Here is a 15,701-nt window from a genome sequence, read left to right as displayed (position 1 = left end):
AATTATTTACCTGAGTTCCAAACATCAAGTATAAATGCATACATAAAAGCAATTTCATGCATGCTTTCATAACGTCCATACTTTCCACCATGCCCGGCGCTCATATTTGTTCTTAATAACAAATTGTTTTTATCAGTTTTTGTATAGCGCAATTTTGCAACCCATTTTGCAGGTTCCCAATATTGTACTTGGCTATCGTACAGACCAGTTGTTACAAGTAGATTAGGATATGCTTTTGCTTCTACATTATCGTAAGGCGAATAAGATTTCATATAATCATACTGCTCTTTTATTTTAGGATTTCCCCACTCTAACCATTCGAAAGTAGTTAATGGAATTGTTTCATCTTCCATTGTGCTGAGCACATCTACAAAAGGTACATCTGCAATAACGCCTTTGTATAAATCAGGACGCATATTTACAACGACACCCATCAATAGTCCGCCTGCACTTCCACCGTTTGCAAACAAACCATTTTTAGCTACATATTTATTATCAATTAACCATGCACTACAATCAATAAAATCATAAAAGGTATTTTTTTTATGCAACATTTTACCATCCTCATACCATTGTCCGCCCATGTCTTGTCCGCCACGAATATGTGTGTTTGCATATACAAAACCACGATCGAGTAAAGAGATAATATTGGAATCAAAATAATCTTCATTGCTATATCCATACGAACCATAGCCATAAATAAATCCGGGCATAGTGCCATCTTTTTTAAACTTATCCTTGCGATAAGCAATTGTCATTGGCACTAATTTTCCATCACGTGCTTCCACCATTATCCGTTCCGAAACATATTTTGTTTTATCATAAGTAGGCACTTCTTTAGATTTTCTAAGAATACTTTGTCGTGTATTTAAATCATAATCGTAAACAGAAAATGGTGTTATCAGCGAAGCATAATTATAACGCACAAAATCCACATCAAATTCTTCATTTGTACCTAAAGAAATATAGTATCCCGGTTCTGCAAACTGAATACGCATTGTGTCTTCCGGTTTTATTATTCTGAATTGTGTTAGTCCGTTGATGGATTCTTCAGCCACCATAAAATTTTTAAAAAACAATACTTCATTTAAAAACACATCTGAACGATGCGAAATAATATCCACCCATTTTTCTTTCATGGTATTGCGGATTTGAGCTTCGCATAAGCGATAATTCTTTGCTTTGTAATTTGTATGTATTAAAAATTTATCGCCATCCACATGATCCACAGAGTAAAACATATCCGGTGTTAATTGTTGAAATAACCTGAAATCACCGGGGTTTTCCGCTGAGGTAAAACTGATTTCATTTGCATCCGTTCTGCTGGCATCTATGAAAATATATTTTTCACTTCTGGAAATATACAATGCACAATCCAATGTTTCATCAGGCTCCTCATACAACAAAACATCCTTCGACACATCTGTTCCAAGTACATGTTTTTTAACCTGATAAATGCGAAGAGTTTCAGGGTGAGGAATGGTATAAATAAGTGCTTTGTTATCTAGCGTCCAAACTACATTATTTCTTGTCATAGGGATTTCATCCTTTAACCATTCGCCATTGGAAAGATCTTTAAACCGAATAGTAAAAAAGTTGCGACCTTGAGTATCCATTGGAACGGCAGCAATCGTATTATCATGATTACTTTTTACCCAAAAATTTAAAAACGCTTTTCCTTTTCCCAATGAATCACCATTTACTATAATTTCTTCTTTCGCATTTAAGGATTCCTTTTTTCGACAATAAATTGCATACTCTCCACCGGCTTCATAGCGTGTATAGAAATAGTAATTTCCTTTTTTATAGGGATAAGAGGATTCATCTGATTTCACTCGATTTTTCATTTCGTGGAAAAGTGTTTGTTGTACAGCTTCAGTGTGTTGCATTATCTGATTCATATATGCATTTTCAGCATTCAAATATTCAATTACTTTAGGATCTTCACGAAATCGCATCCAGTAATAATAATCTGTGCGGGTATCACCATCTGGTGTTTTTATTTCGTAGGGTATCCGTTCGGCAACAGGTGGTTGAGTCATGTTATTTTGTGATTGCATAATAAGAAAATTGCAACTGCAAATCAGTGTCAGGTAAAAGGTTTTAATACTCATTTGAGAAGTTTTCCTAAAGTTAAAAAAATAGAGTTCAAAATTAGTTTGACAGATTTTTATTTATTTCCCTTTTTATTTTTAATAATTGGATTACATTTATCTCCGAACTTTTAAACCTGATTGTATGATTAAAACTTTACTTACTTGTTCCTTGATTTTATTTACACTCCAACTGTTTGCACAAGACAGGATAATTACAGGAACAATTATCGGAGTGGATAATGAAACCCTGCTCGGGGTAACTATATTGCTACAAGGTTCATCAACTGCAACGGTGAGCGACATAAATGGAAAGTATATTATTACTGTACCGGATGCACCCGGTAATTTAATTTTTTCTTTTGTGGGTTATGAAACTCAAACGATTCCATTAGGTGCATCCAATGAAATGAATTTGACCATGAATATTTCGCAACAGGTATTAGATGAGTTGGTGGTGATGGGTTATGGAACAGAAATAAAAGCAAACGTAACAGGCAGTGTAAGTTCTGTGAAATCTGAAGATATTGCATTGACTCCGGTGAGTACAATTGAACAGACATTGCAAGGAAAAGCAGCCGGGGTTTTTATAGAAGCTAATAATGGAAAAATAGGAAGTGGAATGCGTATTCGTATTCGTGGTGCAAGTTCTATTAATGCGAATAGTGATCCTTTATATGTAGTGGATGGTATTCCTATTAATACATCACCGGTTAATGATGGTTTCAGTATCAGATTAAATCCTTTAAATGATATTGATTTTAATAATGTGGAATCGGTAGAAATATTAAAGGATGCATCGGCTTCAGCTATGTATGGCTCAAGAGGTGCTAATGGCGTTATAATAATTACTACCAAACGTGGTAAAGCAGGTAACGCAAAAATTACTGTTGATTATCAACAGGGATTTAGTAAGCCAACACGGCTGCGTGATTTTATGAATGCTGAAGAATATGTTGACTATTTTACTGAGGCAGCGATTAATGGTGGAATTTATGATTTTGCAAATAATTTAAGTGGATATGCAACTGAGGAAGCAGCTATTAATGCTTATTTAAATAAATTAGATAAACAGTTGGATCGCAATGCAGGATGGAGTGATTGGGAAACAAATGAAACGAATACCGATTGGCAAGCGCTTGCATTTCAAAAAGCCAATTCCAATATGCTCAGTGTTGCTGCTTCAGGTGGAACAGATAAGTTGAGGTATTATACAAGTTATGGATACTCACGTCAGCAAGGAATTTTGTTGCGCAATAGTGGTGATCGTTTATCTGCAACATTAAATTTAGATGCACAGCTTACTGAAAAATTGAACACCGGTTTATCACTTAGTTTAAGTCGTGGAAGCAATAATGATGTTCCCGATGATAATGCATTTGCAAACCCAATGCAATTAGTAGCTCTGCAACCTATTACTCCGCCAAAGGATACAACAGGTGAATATTACGACAGACCAACTACATTATATTATAATGGATTAATTGAAGTGGATAATACCGTTTCTGAAATTATTACCTATAGAACTATTGCAAATCTTTTTGCTGAATATGAATTTATTCCCGGCTTAAAATTGCGTGGTGAATTAGGTGGTGATATTACAAACCTATCGCAAAGTTTATACAGCGGTCAGAAAACTTCATTAGGCCTTGCTTCGGATGGATATGGACAAAGTTTTTCGAATCTTGTCGAAAATATTAATACCAAACTATTTATGGTGTATACTAAAGCATTAAAGGAGAAACACAATTTGAATATTACGGCGGGAACTGAATTTCAATCCTACAATGAAAACTGGCAGCAAGTGGCAGGCGAGGGTTTTCCAAATGATAAATTGCAAACACTTGCAAGCGCTGCAACTATAACTTTCGGATCTTCAGTTATTGATTATTATCGTTTCCTTTCTTATTTCGGAAGAGTAGTTTATGATATTGATCAAAAATATTTATTCACGCTTACCGGACGCATGGATGGTTCATCCAGATTTGGTGCTGAAAATAAATATGGATTTTTTCCCGCCGCTTCCGCAGGATGGATTTTGTCAAGAGAAGATTTTTTAATTCGCAATGAAGTTATCAGCTTCTTAAAGGTGAGAGCAAGTTATGGTATAACCGGAAATGCAGGTATTGGAAATTTTAATTATTTGGGCTTATATGATGTAGCTTCATATAATGGTGAATCATCACTGCAGCCAATAACTATTGCAAATCCAAATCTTACTTGGGAGCGTACCGGGCAATTTGATATCGGTGTGGATTTTGGTTTTTTCAGAGATAGATTGAATGGCGAAATTGACTATTATATTAAGAGTACTACTGATTTACTTTTGGCCGTACCTATTCCAACTACAACAGGTTTTGCAAGTATTTATCAAAATGTAGGTTCCTTAGAAAATAAAGGAATTGAATTGATGATAAATGGAGATATACTTGTGAATTCTTTGAAGTGGAATGCAAGTATAAATTTTGCGGCGAATAAAAACACGATTACTTCACTGGCAGAAGGACAAGATATTATTGACTTTGGTGGATCCGGATTTATGAATGTGGTGCAAGTTGGCCAGCCACTCGGTGTATTTTATGGAGCTGAATATGCTGGTGTTGATCCTGAAAATGGCGATGCTTTATTCTATGTTAATGCTGAAGATGGAAGTAATGCAACTACCAATGATTTTAATGAAGCGAATTACGTATTTATCGGCGATCCCAATCCGGATTTTATTGCCGGATTTAGTAACTCATTTTATTATAAAGGATTTGGATTGGATTTTTTATTTCAATCTGTGTATGGTAATGATGTGAATTTATCCGGAGGTACTTTTACTACCTCAAATGCTGCGGCTTACGATAATCAAACTTCTGATCAATTAGATTCATGGTCGCAACCTGGAGATGATACGAATGTGCCAGAAAATCGTTTACTGATTGTAAATGGTTCTCAGAGTAGAAGTAGTAGATATATTTCTGATGGTTCTTATTTGCGTTTAAAAACCATGACATTCAGCTACACTTTTCCACGCACAATGATGAGTAATATTAATCTCTCAAATTTAAGATTATATGTGTCCGGATATAATTTATTAACTATTACAAATTACGAAGGATGGGATCCGGAAGTTAGCGCAGATTCTTTTACAGACAACATGTTTTTTGGAATTGATTTTTATAGCGCACCTCAACCAAAAACTCTTGTATTTGGAATTAGCATCGAATTATAATAATTACAAAATAACACTATGAAAAAAATATATATACTACATATTCTAACTGCTTTAATTCTTGTTACCAGCAGTTGTAAAAACATTTTAGATCTTTCGCCGGCTCAAAGTCTGGATAATGATGCAGCACTGAGTACTGATGAAAGTGTAAAACAAGTATTACTTGGTGCTTATACTCGTTTTGGTGCAGATGGATTGTATGGCGGAGACGTATTGCGCAATGCAGAATTATATGCAGGCTTTGGCGAAATACTTTGGGTAGGTACTTTTATAGAGCCGGCAGAAATATTTAATCGTAATATTCTTACTGCGAATTTTGATGTTTTAAACCTGTGGTCGGATGCGTACGAATGTATTAATTCTTGCAATAATGTATTATCTGCATTGGATGTAGTGGAAGCAGCAGATAGAAATAAAGTGGAAGGAGAAGCAAGGTGCTTGCGTGCATGGTGTTATTTTATGTTGATACAAAATTTTGGTCAACAATATGAAACAGGAATAATAAATATTCAACCCGGTGTACCACTTGTTTTAACACCTACAACAAACTTTGATGAATCGGATTTTGTAACTCGCAATTCGGTGGAAGAAGTGTATGCTCAAATAATTTTAGACTTAACTACTGCTGAAAGTTTTTTGCCTTTAACGAATGGAGTATATGCAAATAAAAATGTTGCAGATGCAATTTTATCAAGAGTGTATTTGCAACAGGGTGATTTTGCAAATGCTAGGGATGCTGCAGACAAAGTTATCAGTACAAATAAATTTGATCTGTTAGAAAATTATGCAGATTGTTTTAATCAAGATGCGGCAACTGATGAAGATATCTTTAGTATTCAAATTAGTGATCAGGAAGGTATAAATAATATGAATACTTATTTTGCAATTACTACAAATGGCGGTAGAGGAGATATAGAAATTGAAACAGCACATCTCGATTTATATAATGATTTAGATACGAGAAAAGCACTGTTTACTTTATCGTCAAGTGCATGGCGTTCAGGAAAATGGAATAATAGATTCGGAAATATCGGCGCTATTCGTCTGGCAGAAATGTTTTTAATTCGTGCAGAATGCAATCATAGATTAAGCACTGAAATAGGAGACACACCACTGAATGATTACAATACAATTCACACACGTGCAGGTTTAGATACAGCACTTGTGGTAACCTTAGATGATATATTATTAGAACGCAGATTAGAACTTGCGCATGAAGGTTTTAAAGTGTTTGATAATAAACGATTGCATATTGATATTGGAACAACACCATGGAACAGTGATAAGATGATATATCCTATTCCGCAAAGTGAAATGGATGTGAATTCTAATTTAACTCAGAATCCGGGGTATTGATTTTTTTCAAAATATAATTTTGCAACAGCTATTTGGTAATAATAAGTTTGTTTGTTTTAAAATGCAAATCCAATACGCATATTGAGTTTTTGAAAAGTGTATTTAGAAACTTCCCGACGGTCATTAGAAAGAATTTCTGTTATTGAAAAAGTATTTACTTTATATCCAAGACTCCATATAAAACAAATAGTGTTTTCTTTAGATCGGGCTCGAATACCAACACCACCGCCCGCAGTAGCTCCCGCATTATAATTTATGTCGCTAAATATATTTGACACATTCTGTGCAAGAGGAATATTGATACCTCCATTTGCATAAGCGAAAGGTGTTATCTTTTCTTTTGTAAAATCATATCGGACATCTGTAGCAAACTGTATAAAATTCACATCAATATATTCTAATGCAACATTTACCCCCGTTAAAATTCCACTATTCCAGCGGTACCCATTTGCCATTTCAAAGGAAGGCCCGACAGGGGTATTGCTATAAGTATTGTCACCAATTAAAACACCGATACTTGTAAAATTATAATAGTGCGAAGTGTTTAAATAATAAGTATTTGCCAACTTCTTTTCCTGAGTAATTTTTTTAACAGTTTCTGATTTTATAACAACAACACTGCCGCCTGCAATTTTTATTTTTACATTATATGAATTTGTAGAATCCCTTTCAAGTATTTCTCCACGCCAAATACCTCCATCATACAGATATATCACATCTTCTAAGTCATTGGTTTGACCAATAACAGTAAGTGGATTCCAAAAGCAGAGCAGTATAAGAAATTGAAATACTTTATGCATATTATTGTAATAATTCAAAGATTAAAAAGTGAATTTGCAGTTTAAAATTACATTTAGAAAATTTATTTATACATTTATTGCAAATAGTAATTGATATGAAAACGAAATCTATATTCTCCACATTCCCATTTATTCTCACTTTAATAGTATGGTGTAGCTTCTCTTCTTGCCTGAAAGAAAGTTGTGAAAAAACATCTTATTATAAATTATTTACTCCTGTGTATATGTCGTATGAAGGCTTGCGTGCTTCCATAAAATCCATGCCGCCTGTGCCATTAAAAGAAACAGGAAAAATCTATTTTAAATATCCTTACTTGTATGTGAATGAAATAGATCTGGGAATACATGTAATTGATAATTCCAATCCCTTATCACCACAAAATATTGCGTTTATAAATATTCCGGGCAACGTGGATATTGCTATAAAAGGAAATATATTATATGCAGATAGTTATATTGATTTAGTTGCAATTGATATCAGTAATGTTTCTAATATAACAGAGGTTAAAAGGTTTACAGAAGTTTTTCCAAACAGGAATTATGGAAGTGGCTTTAACTACGATCCTGCAAAAGGGGTAATAGTGAATTGGGTGGAAAGAGATACTGTAGTTAAAGGAGATTGCGCTAATAATTCTACAATATTTTTTGGAAACGAATCAATTGGCGTTCAGTTTGACGGCTCCACATTTGGAAGTTCAGTTAACTCTCCGGGAAATGGTATTGCAGGTTCAACTGCAAAATTTGCACTTGTAGAATCTTATTTATATTGTCTTACAAATAACGATATGCAATTGTTTAATGTGAGTTCACCGGAGTCACCGGTTCAGGGAAATGCAATTCAAATGAGTGGATCTATTGAAACAATTTTTCCTTATGAAGATTATCTGTTTATTGGCTCTAAAGACGGAGTTTATATTTATGATAATACAAACCCGACAGCGCCCACTTATCTCACTCAATTTGTACATAGCTATGTGTGTGATCCTGTGGTTGTTTCCAATGATATTGCATATTCAACTTTACGTTCGGGAAATACTTGTAACGGATTTACAAATCAGTTAGATATTATTGATGTATCTGATATGGCTGCTCCAAAACTTATAAAAAGTTATGATATGACTAACCCATTTGGTTTAGGCATTGATGGAGATTTACTGTTTGTATGTGATGGACCGGATGGCTTGGAAATGTATGATGTCAGCGATTCGCAAAATATTATTTTATTGCAAACAGTTGCATTGCAAAATCCAATTGATGTAATACCTCTTAATGGATTATTAATAGTGGTTACCGATAAAGAATTCTATCAATTTGATTATACGACCGGCTCATTAGTACAGTTGAGTTCAATGAGTAGAAACCAACTATAACAATAAAAGCATTTTTTATTTAAACATTCAGATTTGTACGGAATATTTTAACCGCAATTGCAATCAGAATTACACCGAAGAATTTTTTAATTACTTCTAATCCTGCAGGTCCAATTTTTCTTTCAATCCATCCTGTGCTGCGAAGTACGATATAGATTAATATTAAATTTATAGCTACTCCGATCAGTATATTATAAATGGAATAAATTGCTCGTAAAGAAATTAAACTGGTAAGCGTTCCGGAACCTGCGAGTAATGGAAAACCGATAGGAACAAGACTTCCTGCTTTTTGTGCTTCGGGACTTGTCTTAAAAAGATTAATACCCAAAATCATTTCAATACCAATTATAAAAATTACGATAGAACCTGCTACTGCAAATGAGCTTACATCAATACCAATTAAATTTAAAAAGGTATTTCCTGCAAGTAAAAATGCAATCATTAAAAAGCCGGTAAATAGAGTTGTTGATAGTGGTTTAAAATCATTGATTTTCGATTTTACATTGATGATGGCCGGCAAACTTCCAATTACATCAATAATTGCAAACAGAGTAAATGTGATTGTAATAATATCATTTATTGAAAGGTTCAATGTGTGTTATTTTTATTTGTTCATGTAATCTTGTTCAATCCATAATACAGAATTTCCAGTATTATAATCATTGTTTTCATAGAGCGGATTTTCAGGATCTAAAATCCATTTACCATCTACCACAAATTTATAAATATATTTCCCCGGTGAAAGGTGTATTGGAAATTCCCATCCGTCAGTTACCTTTTGCATAGGAAAGCCTGGCTCAGACCAACCATTAAAATTTCCAGTGATAAATGCTTGCTGTAAATCTGTATAACCTTTAAGTTTAAAAACATAATTTGGTTCAATTATAACTACCGAATTCAAATAACCTGTATTGTTTTCTGTAAATGTATTGGCAGGATCGGGCATCCAGTTTCCATCCACCACAAAGCGATAGGAATAAATTCCAGGACCTAATACATAATTTATTTGCCAGCCAAATTCTGTTTTATTCATTTCTAATTCAGATGAATTCCAATCATTAAAAGAGCCCGCAAGAACTACTTGTTTTGCATTTGTAAAACCGGTTAATTCAAATTTATGTGGTTTGCCAAAGCTGAGAAGGGAATTGAAATTGCCATCTCCATCTTCCACTACTTCTGCATTATCGGGATCAACAAACCATTCGCCATCCACAATAAATTTATAAGTATAAGAACCTTCATGCAGATACATATCCAATTTCCAACCATTGTTAACTTTATACATCTGCATTTCTTTCTCGTTCCAATTATTAAAGCTTCCAGAAAGTATTACTTTTTTTGCATTATTAAATCTGGGAATATCCCAAGTGTAATTGTAGCAAAAATAGGTGCTGTTATAACTTTCAAAACCATCGCTTTCTTTTAATACATTATTTGGATCATTTTGCCATTTACCATCTACAATAAATTTATATAAATATTTTCCTGGAGGTAAATCTAAAATTATCACCCATCCGGAATCTGTTTTGTGCATTGCATCTTGTGCAGTACTCCACAAATTAAAATTACCACTGATGAATACTTGCTGAGCTTGTTCCTCATCTTTTAAAATAAAGACAGATTTACCTTCCGCATTTTTGTAAGCAGTGGGTTTGTTTTTAAAATGATTTATACCGTAATTAACAGCAGCAGGAAATCCAGGAGTGCCCGGTTGCCCATAAGCCATTTGTTGATCCGCATTATTAATAAATACAGGGCTACCCAACCAATCGAAATCAGAAATATTTCCACTAGTTGACTTTCCTATCAACACTTTTTTCTTTTCCTTTTTTACCAAAAGCCAACCATCATTTTTAAGAGTCTGTCCTATATTATCATAATTAAATAAACTATCATCATGCATATTAAAATACAGCAATAGATTTTTGTATTCTTTCTTACGTGATTTATCCAGATGAATGTAGGTCATTGAATCTGTATGGGTAAATACATTTTTATATAATTGTGCATAGGCATTCAACGCTGGAAAAACACAAGCCATAAATAATAAACTATATGTAATTAATTTCTTCATTGATCGTCCTCCTTATAAAAGTACATGATAAATAATTTCCGTTTCAGGTTAATTACGATTTTACCTTTTGCAATTATTTCATAACCCAATATGCCATCTATATTCAATCCGTAAGCTAATTGTAAATTGCTGAGGTCAGAAACAACAAATGGTATATTTTTAAAAAGTATTGTGCCTATTTCCAGTTCCCTGATTTCCCCATTTAATACTTCAATCTTAGTGTTAGTAGAACCACTAATTATTTTTCGGGTGGTTAAACTAAAGAATTCCAAAACCTTATCATGAACATTATAGTCGAGTACATTTACTTCGGCACCTGAATCAAAAACAAATTTTAATTTTTTGCCATTTATTTTTCCATCTATCAGAAGTACATTATTAAATAATTGCAGAGGTAAAAGTATGTCTGGTATTAATATCGGTGTGTTTTCGTTGATGACTATTCTATTTCCTTGTTTGTCGATTTTATATATAATCAACACACTATTATTGGCATCAATTTCTATTTCTAAATTATAGAATAATCCAGCACCTATTAAACCAATTACTTTAATGCCTCTCATGTTTTCAAGATGACCAAGAGGAATTACATCTGCTGTAATATTTTTAAAAACCAAATCTCCAATGGTTAATGAATCTGTAGTCAATCGCTTAATATTATTATTGCTGCTCCCAATACCGGATGCGGTAGTTCCATCACTAATTTTTGCATTGCGGAAATAAGTTTGATTTAATACAAGATTAGGTGCGCCGGTATCTAAAATAAAATTCCCTTCAATGCTATCCACTTTTGCCTCCAATAAAAATAAATTACCCACTCTTTTTAATGGTATGGTTAATTGGAGCCAATCACCTTCTGTCTCAGGAAATATGGGTTCTGAACGAATAGAAATTTCATGCGCCGCAAAGAGTGCATTTAAAGAAAATAAAAATAGTAAAAAGTGAATTGTTACTTTGCGCATATTTGTTTGGCGCTTCAAATTTATAATGAGTTACAAAGGATTGTAATAAATTTAATTTCTTTATCTATAAAATGTGAGTGAATTACAAGAAAATTATTTCTACAAAATTCTAAATTATCAGATGTCATTCTGGATTTATCAATAGCGAATTTCACTTAGACGTTTGTATAAATCTTTACTCGAATAACCTGTCTTCCCTCCAAGCAAGGATTCCAAATCGTTGAACATTCTATCTGACTCTTCATCCATATTGATATTGCTGTATGATTGCATTAGCAATTTATAAATTTTAAAAGTAAGGTCTTCATTTTTAATAAGATATTCTCGTTCGTTTTCAAGGCAATTGGCTAAAGTAGGGTAGATGTAGTCAAACTGACCTGCATAATAATAATTTAAAGCATCATTAAAGGCTGTGGTACAATCTTGGGCATTTGCATTTTTTGCAAAAACACATGCTATTGTAAAAAGTAAAAAAGTGAAAGTAATTTTTTTCATTATTGTGATTTTATCTAAGTGAATTTTGTATGTTTTTATATTCATTTACTTTGGCTTCATCATTTGTATCATCGTAATAGGATATAATTATTTTGTATGAGGCGGTGAGTAATGTTTTGGAATTTTTAGAATCAGTTTCCAATTGTTGCTTTAACTTATTTTTAGATGCTAACTCTACTTCCATTTTTGAAATTTCTTCTTTCAACTTTTTTAATTTATCTTGTTTTTTCTTTATTTCATTTGAAGAAGCGTTGGTGCCTGAATCAGATCCTGTTGTAATCTGTTCTAATTCATCTGCCATTTTGATAGAGTCCTGGATTTTAGGCTTTAGATTATTTTCATCTATTGCAATTTTATCATTTACAGTTTCAAGTTCGCTCAACATGGCTTTATAATCAGTGAAAAAAGTATTCAAACATTTCTCATAAGTTAAAATTGTTTCTGGGGATTTATTCAGCAGTGGTGTTTTATTATTTTCAATTAATGTGGATTCACAATCTTGTGCTACAATGTGTATACTACTACAACAAAGTAACATAATGAAGCAGGACTTTAATATAAGTATAAGTGTAATATTTTTCATTTGTTTCAAATTTAGTTTTACTTAGTTGATATGTTTTAACTCATATTTTTTAAGAAAATCATTTGTGATTGTATAACCCAAAAGATTCTCAGTAAATTCTTTAGTCACGTATTTATTCCAGGTATCTAAATTCGAAATTTCATTTAAACCTGTTATTTCATTTACTGCCCTTACAAGACCAACTACATCTGTTGGCCATATCAAAAGTTTTCCATCATTATATCCGCTTACTAAAAATTTATTGGATTCGTCAAAACATAAAGCAAAGGGGATTGTGCCTTTTGAATACATTCTATATTGCACAATCGGATAATTATTTATGAGCTCATTACCTATATCATAGATTCCAATATTGCCATCACCTCCAGCCATAGCAATATATTTACCATTGCTACTGCATGCAATGGACATTGGCCTTCCAGCTTGTGCCAGTATTAATGAAGCAACCGAATAATTAAGTAAAGAGATTTTAAAAATCCCGCCTTTCCCATCGCCGACATAGATATTTTTATTTATATTATCCACGGTTAACAGAGTTAAGGTTTCAAATTTTTCTGAAGTTATTTCTAAGATAGAATCTTCTTTTATAATTATTAATCCGTAATCAAAACTTACTATAATAGTATTGTCTAAAGTACTTAATCCGGCAAGTTTAAGTGAGTTATTATCTGCATTGTTAAATGTAATATCATTATTTGTAAAATTTACAGTAATATCAGGTGTGGCTTCTTTACCATCATTAAACCGATAAATTTTTCGAGGTTTCCAATCCAGGATAGTTTTCTGAGGTATTACAAATTTCCGTAAACTACTGTTGCTTAGTATTACTAATTGATCATCATTTAAAAAATCACATTGTTTTGCATTACCGGATATTGGCGCTGCGAAATATGCGATAGGTCTGTTTAAACTGGTTGTATTAAATAATGCAATGGAATCCATAACACCGGCCACTGCATATTTTGATTTATCAGGGCTTATTTTAAGTTGTGTTATCTTCTTCGGAAATTTATAAGAAGATAAAGTATCAGAAACTTTTGGCCAATTAAAAATAACTAACGAGCCTGCATTGTCTGCAACCAACAATTTATTATCATGCAATAAAAGCGCTTTTAAGGCAATACTATTATCATTGAGCTTACTGAAATTTGAATTAGAAAAATTTATAATATTGTATAAGTCCGAATAAAATGGATTAAAATCTTCACCACCATTTTCTTTATATATCTGATAAGCAGTTCCGGAAATAAAAGCCGCAGCATTTTTATCTCCATTGTATAACAAAGTTGTTTTGCTTACCGTCAATAAATTTTGTGCATAGCGTTGTAACCGTAATCGTTTACTTTGTTCTGCACTGATATTGGCATAATAGATTGTTATTGCTATTACTGTCAAAAGAAAAATAACAAAAATTGCAACGCCAATTCTAATTTTTTTTAACTTCACCATCGAACGTTCTCTTGCTTGATTTACAGCAGTTTCAATTGCAAGTTCATTTTCTTTTTTCTTTTTCTCTGCAAATCGAATTTCTCGTTTTTGTTTTATGATAGGTACTAATATATCATGTAATAATTCAACATATTCCACACCGTCCCGAATTTCCTTTCTGATAATGCGTTTTGTGATCAATTGATTTATTTCCTGATTGCTGATTTTATATTCATTGCGCAATTCTTCTTCCGCTTGTAATTTTCTATACCCACTTTCTGTTAGTAAAGATTCTTCAATTCCTGTTTCAACGTGGGGAGGAAACGATTTAATTATTTCGTTATAATAATTATTTATTACATCACCTATTTTAAAATCTGCCACCAAGTCAGTGGTGATTGTTTTCTGATTTAATGCAATTCTTTTTTCATTGATCTGATAACAGATAAGCCCTAATAAAAACGGTTCAACAAGAATGCGTTTATTATTTTCTATATCAGTGGTTATTTCTTGAAAATCCTGATCTGTAATGCCGGGTAATTTTTTTATAATTTCTATTGCAACCTGTTCTTCTACTAATCCTTTTCCCGGTTTTAATACTGCATCAAGAGCTTGATTAGTGGTAAGTTGCAAAACTCTGTATCGGCTGTTGCGCATTGAAGATTTTAAATTCGTCAAGCTTTCTAATTGTGCAAGATAATCTTCACGTAAACTTATTACTAATCTATAAGGCCTTGCGCCATAATTGGAAGACATAATTTCATTTGTAGTATTCATTTTTTCCTGAATACATAGTGGTACTCTATTCTCCGCTAAGTCAGAAAGTTCCTGGATAAATTGAAAAGTATTTCTACTGTTTTCATAACCAATAGTAAATAATTCTTCAAACTGATCCAGAATTAATACAGGAGTAATTAAGCCATCCAAAATTTTAACCGAGTGAAAAAATTCCCACAGAGTTTGAGGTTTCCAATCAGGAACATTTGAGTCGTATGTTTTTATTTTATTGTAAACAAATTCTTTCAATTGTTCCAAGGGATTTTTATCCGAATTGAAATCAATCCGAATATACATGGGTAGATAAAAGTTTTTTTGAAGTTCAGGATTTAATCCTGCCTTAAGAAGGGAAGTTTTTCCAATTCCGGATTCGCCAAAAATTATTGTTAAGCCATGAATGTCAACCAGATTAAACAAATCTTTAATTTCTGTATCCCGTCCTCCGAATTGTGATTTATTTTTTTCATCAAAAGATCTCAGACCCAAAAAAGGTCGTTGGGGATCAAAGCTTTCAATTATATTTTTATCAAATGTTGGTTCAGGCAT

At 32.8% G+C, this 15,701-nt stretch carries 11 protein-coding genes; 3 read left to right on the top strand and 8 right to left on the bottom strand.

Going from position 1 to position 15,701, the window contains the following annotated elements:
* Nucleotides 1-2 precede the first annotated feature (2 nt).
* Nucleotides 3-2,060, bottom strand: coding sequence for a S9 family peptidase (locus IPN31_11365; protein MBK8682482.1), 2,058 nt, complete (start codon nucleotides 2,058-2,060; stop codon nucleotides 3-5).
* A gap of 178 nt (nucleotides 2,061-2,238) precedes the next feature.
* Between IPN31_11365 and IPN31_11360 the strand changes: the two genes are divergently transcribed.
* Entirely contained in the window at nucleotides 2,239-5,310 is a 3,072-nt protein-coding gene (locus tag IPN31_11360; GenBank protein MBK8682481.1) for a TonB-dependent receptor, read from the top strand.
* Nucleotides 5,311-5,328: 18 nt separating this feature from the next.
* Nucleotides 5,329-6,666, top strand: a complete 1,338-nt coding sequence (locus IPN31_11355) for a RagB/SusD family nutrient uptake outer membrane protein (protein ID MBK8682480.1) — start codon at nucleotides 5,329-5,331, stop codon at nucleotides 6,664-6,666.
* Between the two features lie 56 nt (nucleotides 6,667-6,722).
* Here IPN31_11355 and IPN31_11350 read toward each other — a convergent pair whose 3' ends face one another.
* The gene (locus IPN31_11350; protein ID MBK8682479.1) at nucleotides 6,723-7,466 is read right to left on the bottom strand and encodes a hypothetical protein; all 744 of its coding nucleotides are present in this window, start codon (nucleotides 7,464-7,466) and stop codon (nucleotides 6,723-6,725) included.
* A gap of 95 nt (nucleotides 7,467-7,561) precedes the next feature.
* On the opposite strand from IPN31_11350, the gene IPN31_11345 reads away from it, so the two are divergent.
* Entirely contained in the window at nucleotides 7,562-8,836 is a 1,275-nt protein-coding gene (locus IPN31_11345) for a hypothetical protein (protein ID MBK8682478.1), read from the top strand.
* A 19-nt stretch (nucleotides 8,837-8,855) separates the two neighbouring features.
* Here the strand turns inward: IPN31_11345 and IPN31_11340 are convergent, their stop codons facing one another.
* The 6 genes from IPN31_11340 to IPN31_11315 all read right to left on the bottom strand — a co-directional run bounded on the left by IPN31_11340 (nucleotide 8,856) and on the right by IPN31_11315 (nucleotide 15,701).
* Nucleotides 8,856-9,428: a MarC family protein gene (locus IPN31_11340; GenBank protein ID MBK8682477.1), complete on the bottom strand. Its 573-nt coding sequence runs from the start codon at nucleotides 9,426-9,428 to the stop codon at nucleotides 8,856-8,858.
* Nucleotides 9,429-9,440: 12 nt separating this feature from the next.
* The gene (locus IPN31_11335) at nucleotides 9,441-10,910 is read right to left on the bottom strand and encodes a glycogen-binding domain-containing protein (protein ID MBK8682476.1); all 1,470 of its coding nucleotides are present in this window, start codon (nucleotides 10,908-10,910) and stop codon (nucleotides 9,441-9,443) included.
* Nucleotides 10,907-11,872 carry an aspartyl protease family protein gene (locus IPN31_11330; GenBank protein ID MBK8682475.1) on the bottom strand — a complete coding sequence of 322 codons (966 nt, stop codon included), beginning with the start codon at nucleotides 11,870-11,872 and terminating at the stop codon, nucleotides 10,907-10,909. The genes IPN31_11335 and IPN31_11330 overlap by 4 nt, the downstream gene beginning before the upstream one ends.
* Before the next feature lie 138 nt (nucleotides 11,873-12,010).
* Nucleotides 12,011-12,367 (bottom strand): hypothetical protein, encoded by a 357-nt coding sequence (locus IPN31_11325; protein ID MBK8682474.1) that lies wholly within the window; start codon nucleotides 12,365-12,367, stop codon nucleotides 12,011-12,013.
* 10 nt (nucleotides 12,368-12,377) lie between these two features.
* A complete protein-coding gene (locus IPN31_11320) occupies nucleotides 12,378-12,950 on the bottom strand; it encodes a hypothetical protein (protein MBK8682473.1) in 573 nt (190 codons plus the stop codon).
* 21 nt (nucleotides 12,951-12,971) lie between these two features.
* Entirely contained in the window at nucleotides 12,972-15,701 is a 2,730-nt protein-coding gene (locus tag IPN31_11315; protein ID MBK8682472.1) for a hypothetical protein, read from the bottom strand.

Source organism: Bacteroidota bacterium, from assembly GCA_016715425.1.
In the GTDB taxonomy this organism is placed as follows: Bacteria; Bacteroidota; Bacteroidia; order Chitinophagales; family BACL12; genus JADKAC01.
This window is presented reverse-complemented; position numbering and strand designations above follow the sequence as displayed.

Excerpts from the sequence above, each read along its gene's own strand:
- IPN31_11350 (MBK8682479.1), bottom strand. The coding sequence starts at position 7,466 with ATGCATAAAGTATTTCAATTTCTTATACTGCTCTGCTTTTGGAATCCA.
- IPN31_11325 (MBK8682474.1), bottom strand. The coding sequence starts at position 12,367 with ATGAAAAAAATTACTTTCACTTTTTTACTTTTTACAATAGCATGTGTT.
- IPN31_11355 (MBK8682480.1), top strand. The coding sequence starts at position 5,329 with ATGAAAAAAATATATATACTACATATTCTAACTGCTTTAATTCTTGTT.
- IPN31_11335 (MBK8682476.1), bottom strand. The coding sequence starts at position 10,910 with ATGAAGAAATTAATTACATATAGTTTATTATTTATGGCTTGTGTTTTT.
- IPN31_11360 (MBK8682481.1), top strand. The coding sequence starts at position 2,239 with ATGATTAAAACTTTACTTACTTGTTCCTTGATTTTATTTACACTCCAA.
- IPN31_11345 (MBK8682478.1), top strand. The coding sequence starts at position 7,562 with ATGAAAACGAAATCTATATTCTCCACATTCCCATTTATTCTCACTTTA.
- IPN31_11315 (MBK8682472.1), bottom strand. The coding sequence starts at position 15,701 with ATGCCTGAACCAACATTTGATAAAAATATAATTGAAAGCTTTGATCCC.
- IPN31_11330 (MBK8682475.1), bottom strand. The coding sequence starts at position 11,872 with ATGCGCAAAGTAACAATTCACTTTTTACTATTTTTATTTTCTTTAAAT.
- IPN31_11320 (MBK8682473.1), bottom strand. The coding sequence starts at position 12,950 with ATGAAAAATATTACACTTATACTTATATTAAAGTCCTGCTTCATTATG.
- IPN31_11365 (MBK8682482.1), bottom strand. The coding sequence starts at position 2,060 with ATGCAATCACAAAATAACATGACTCAACCACCTGTTGCCGAACGGATA.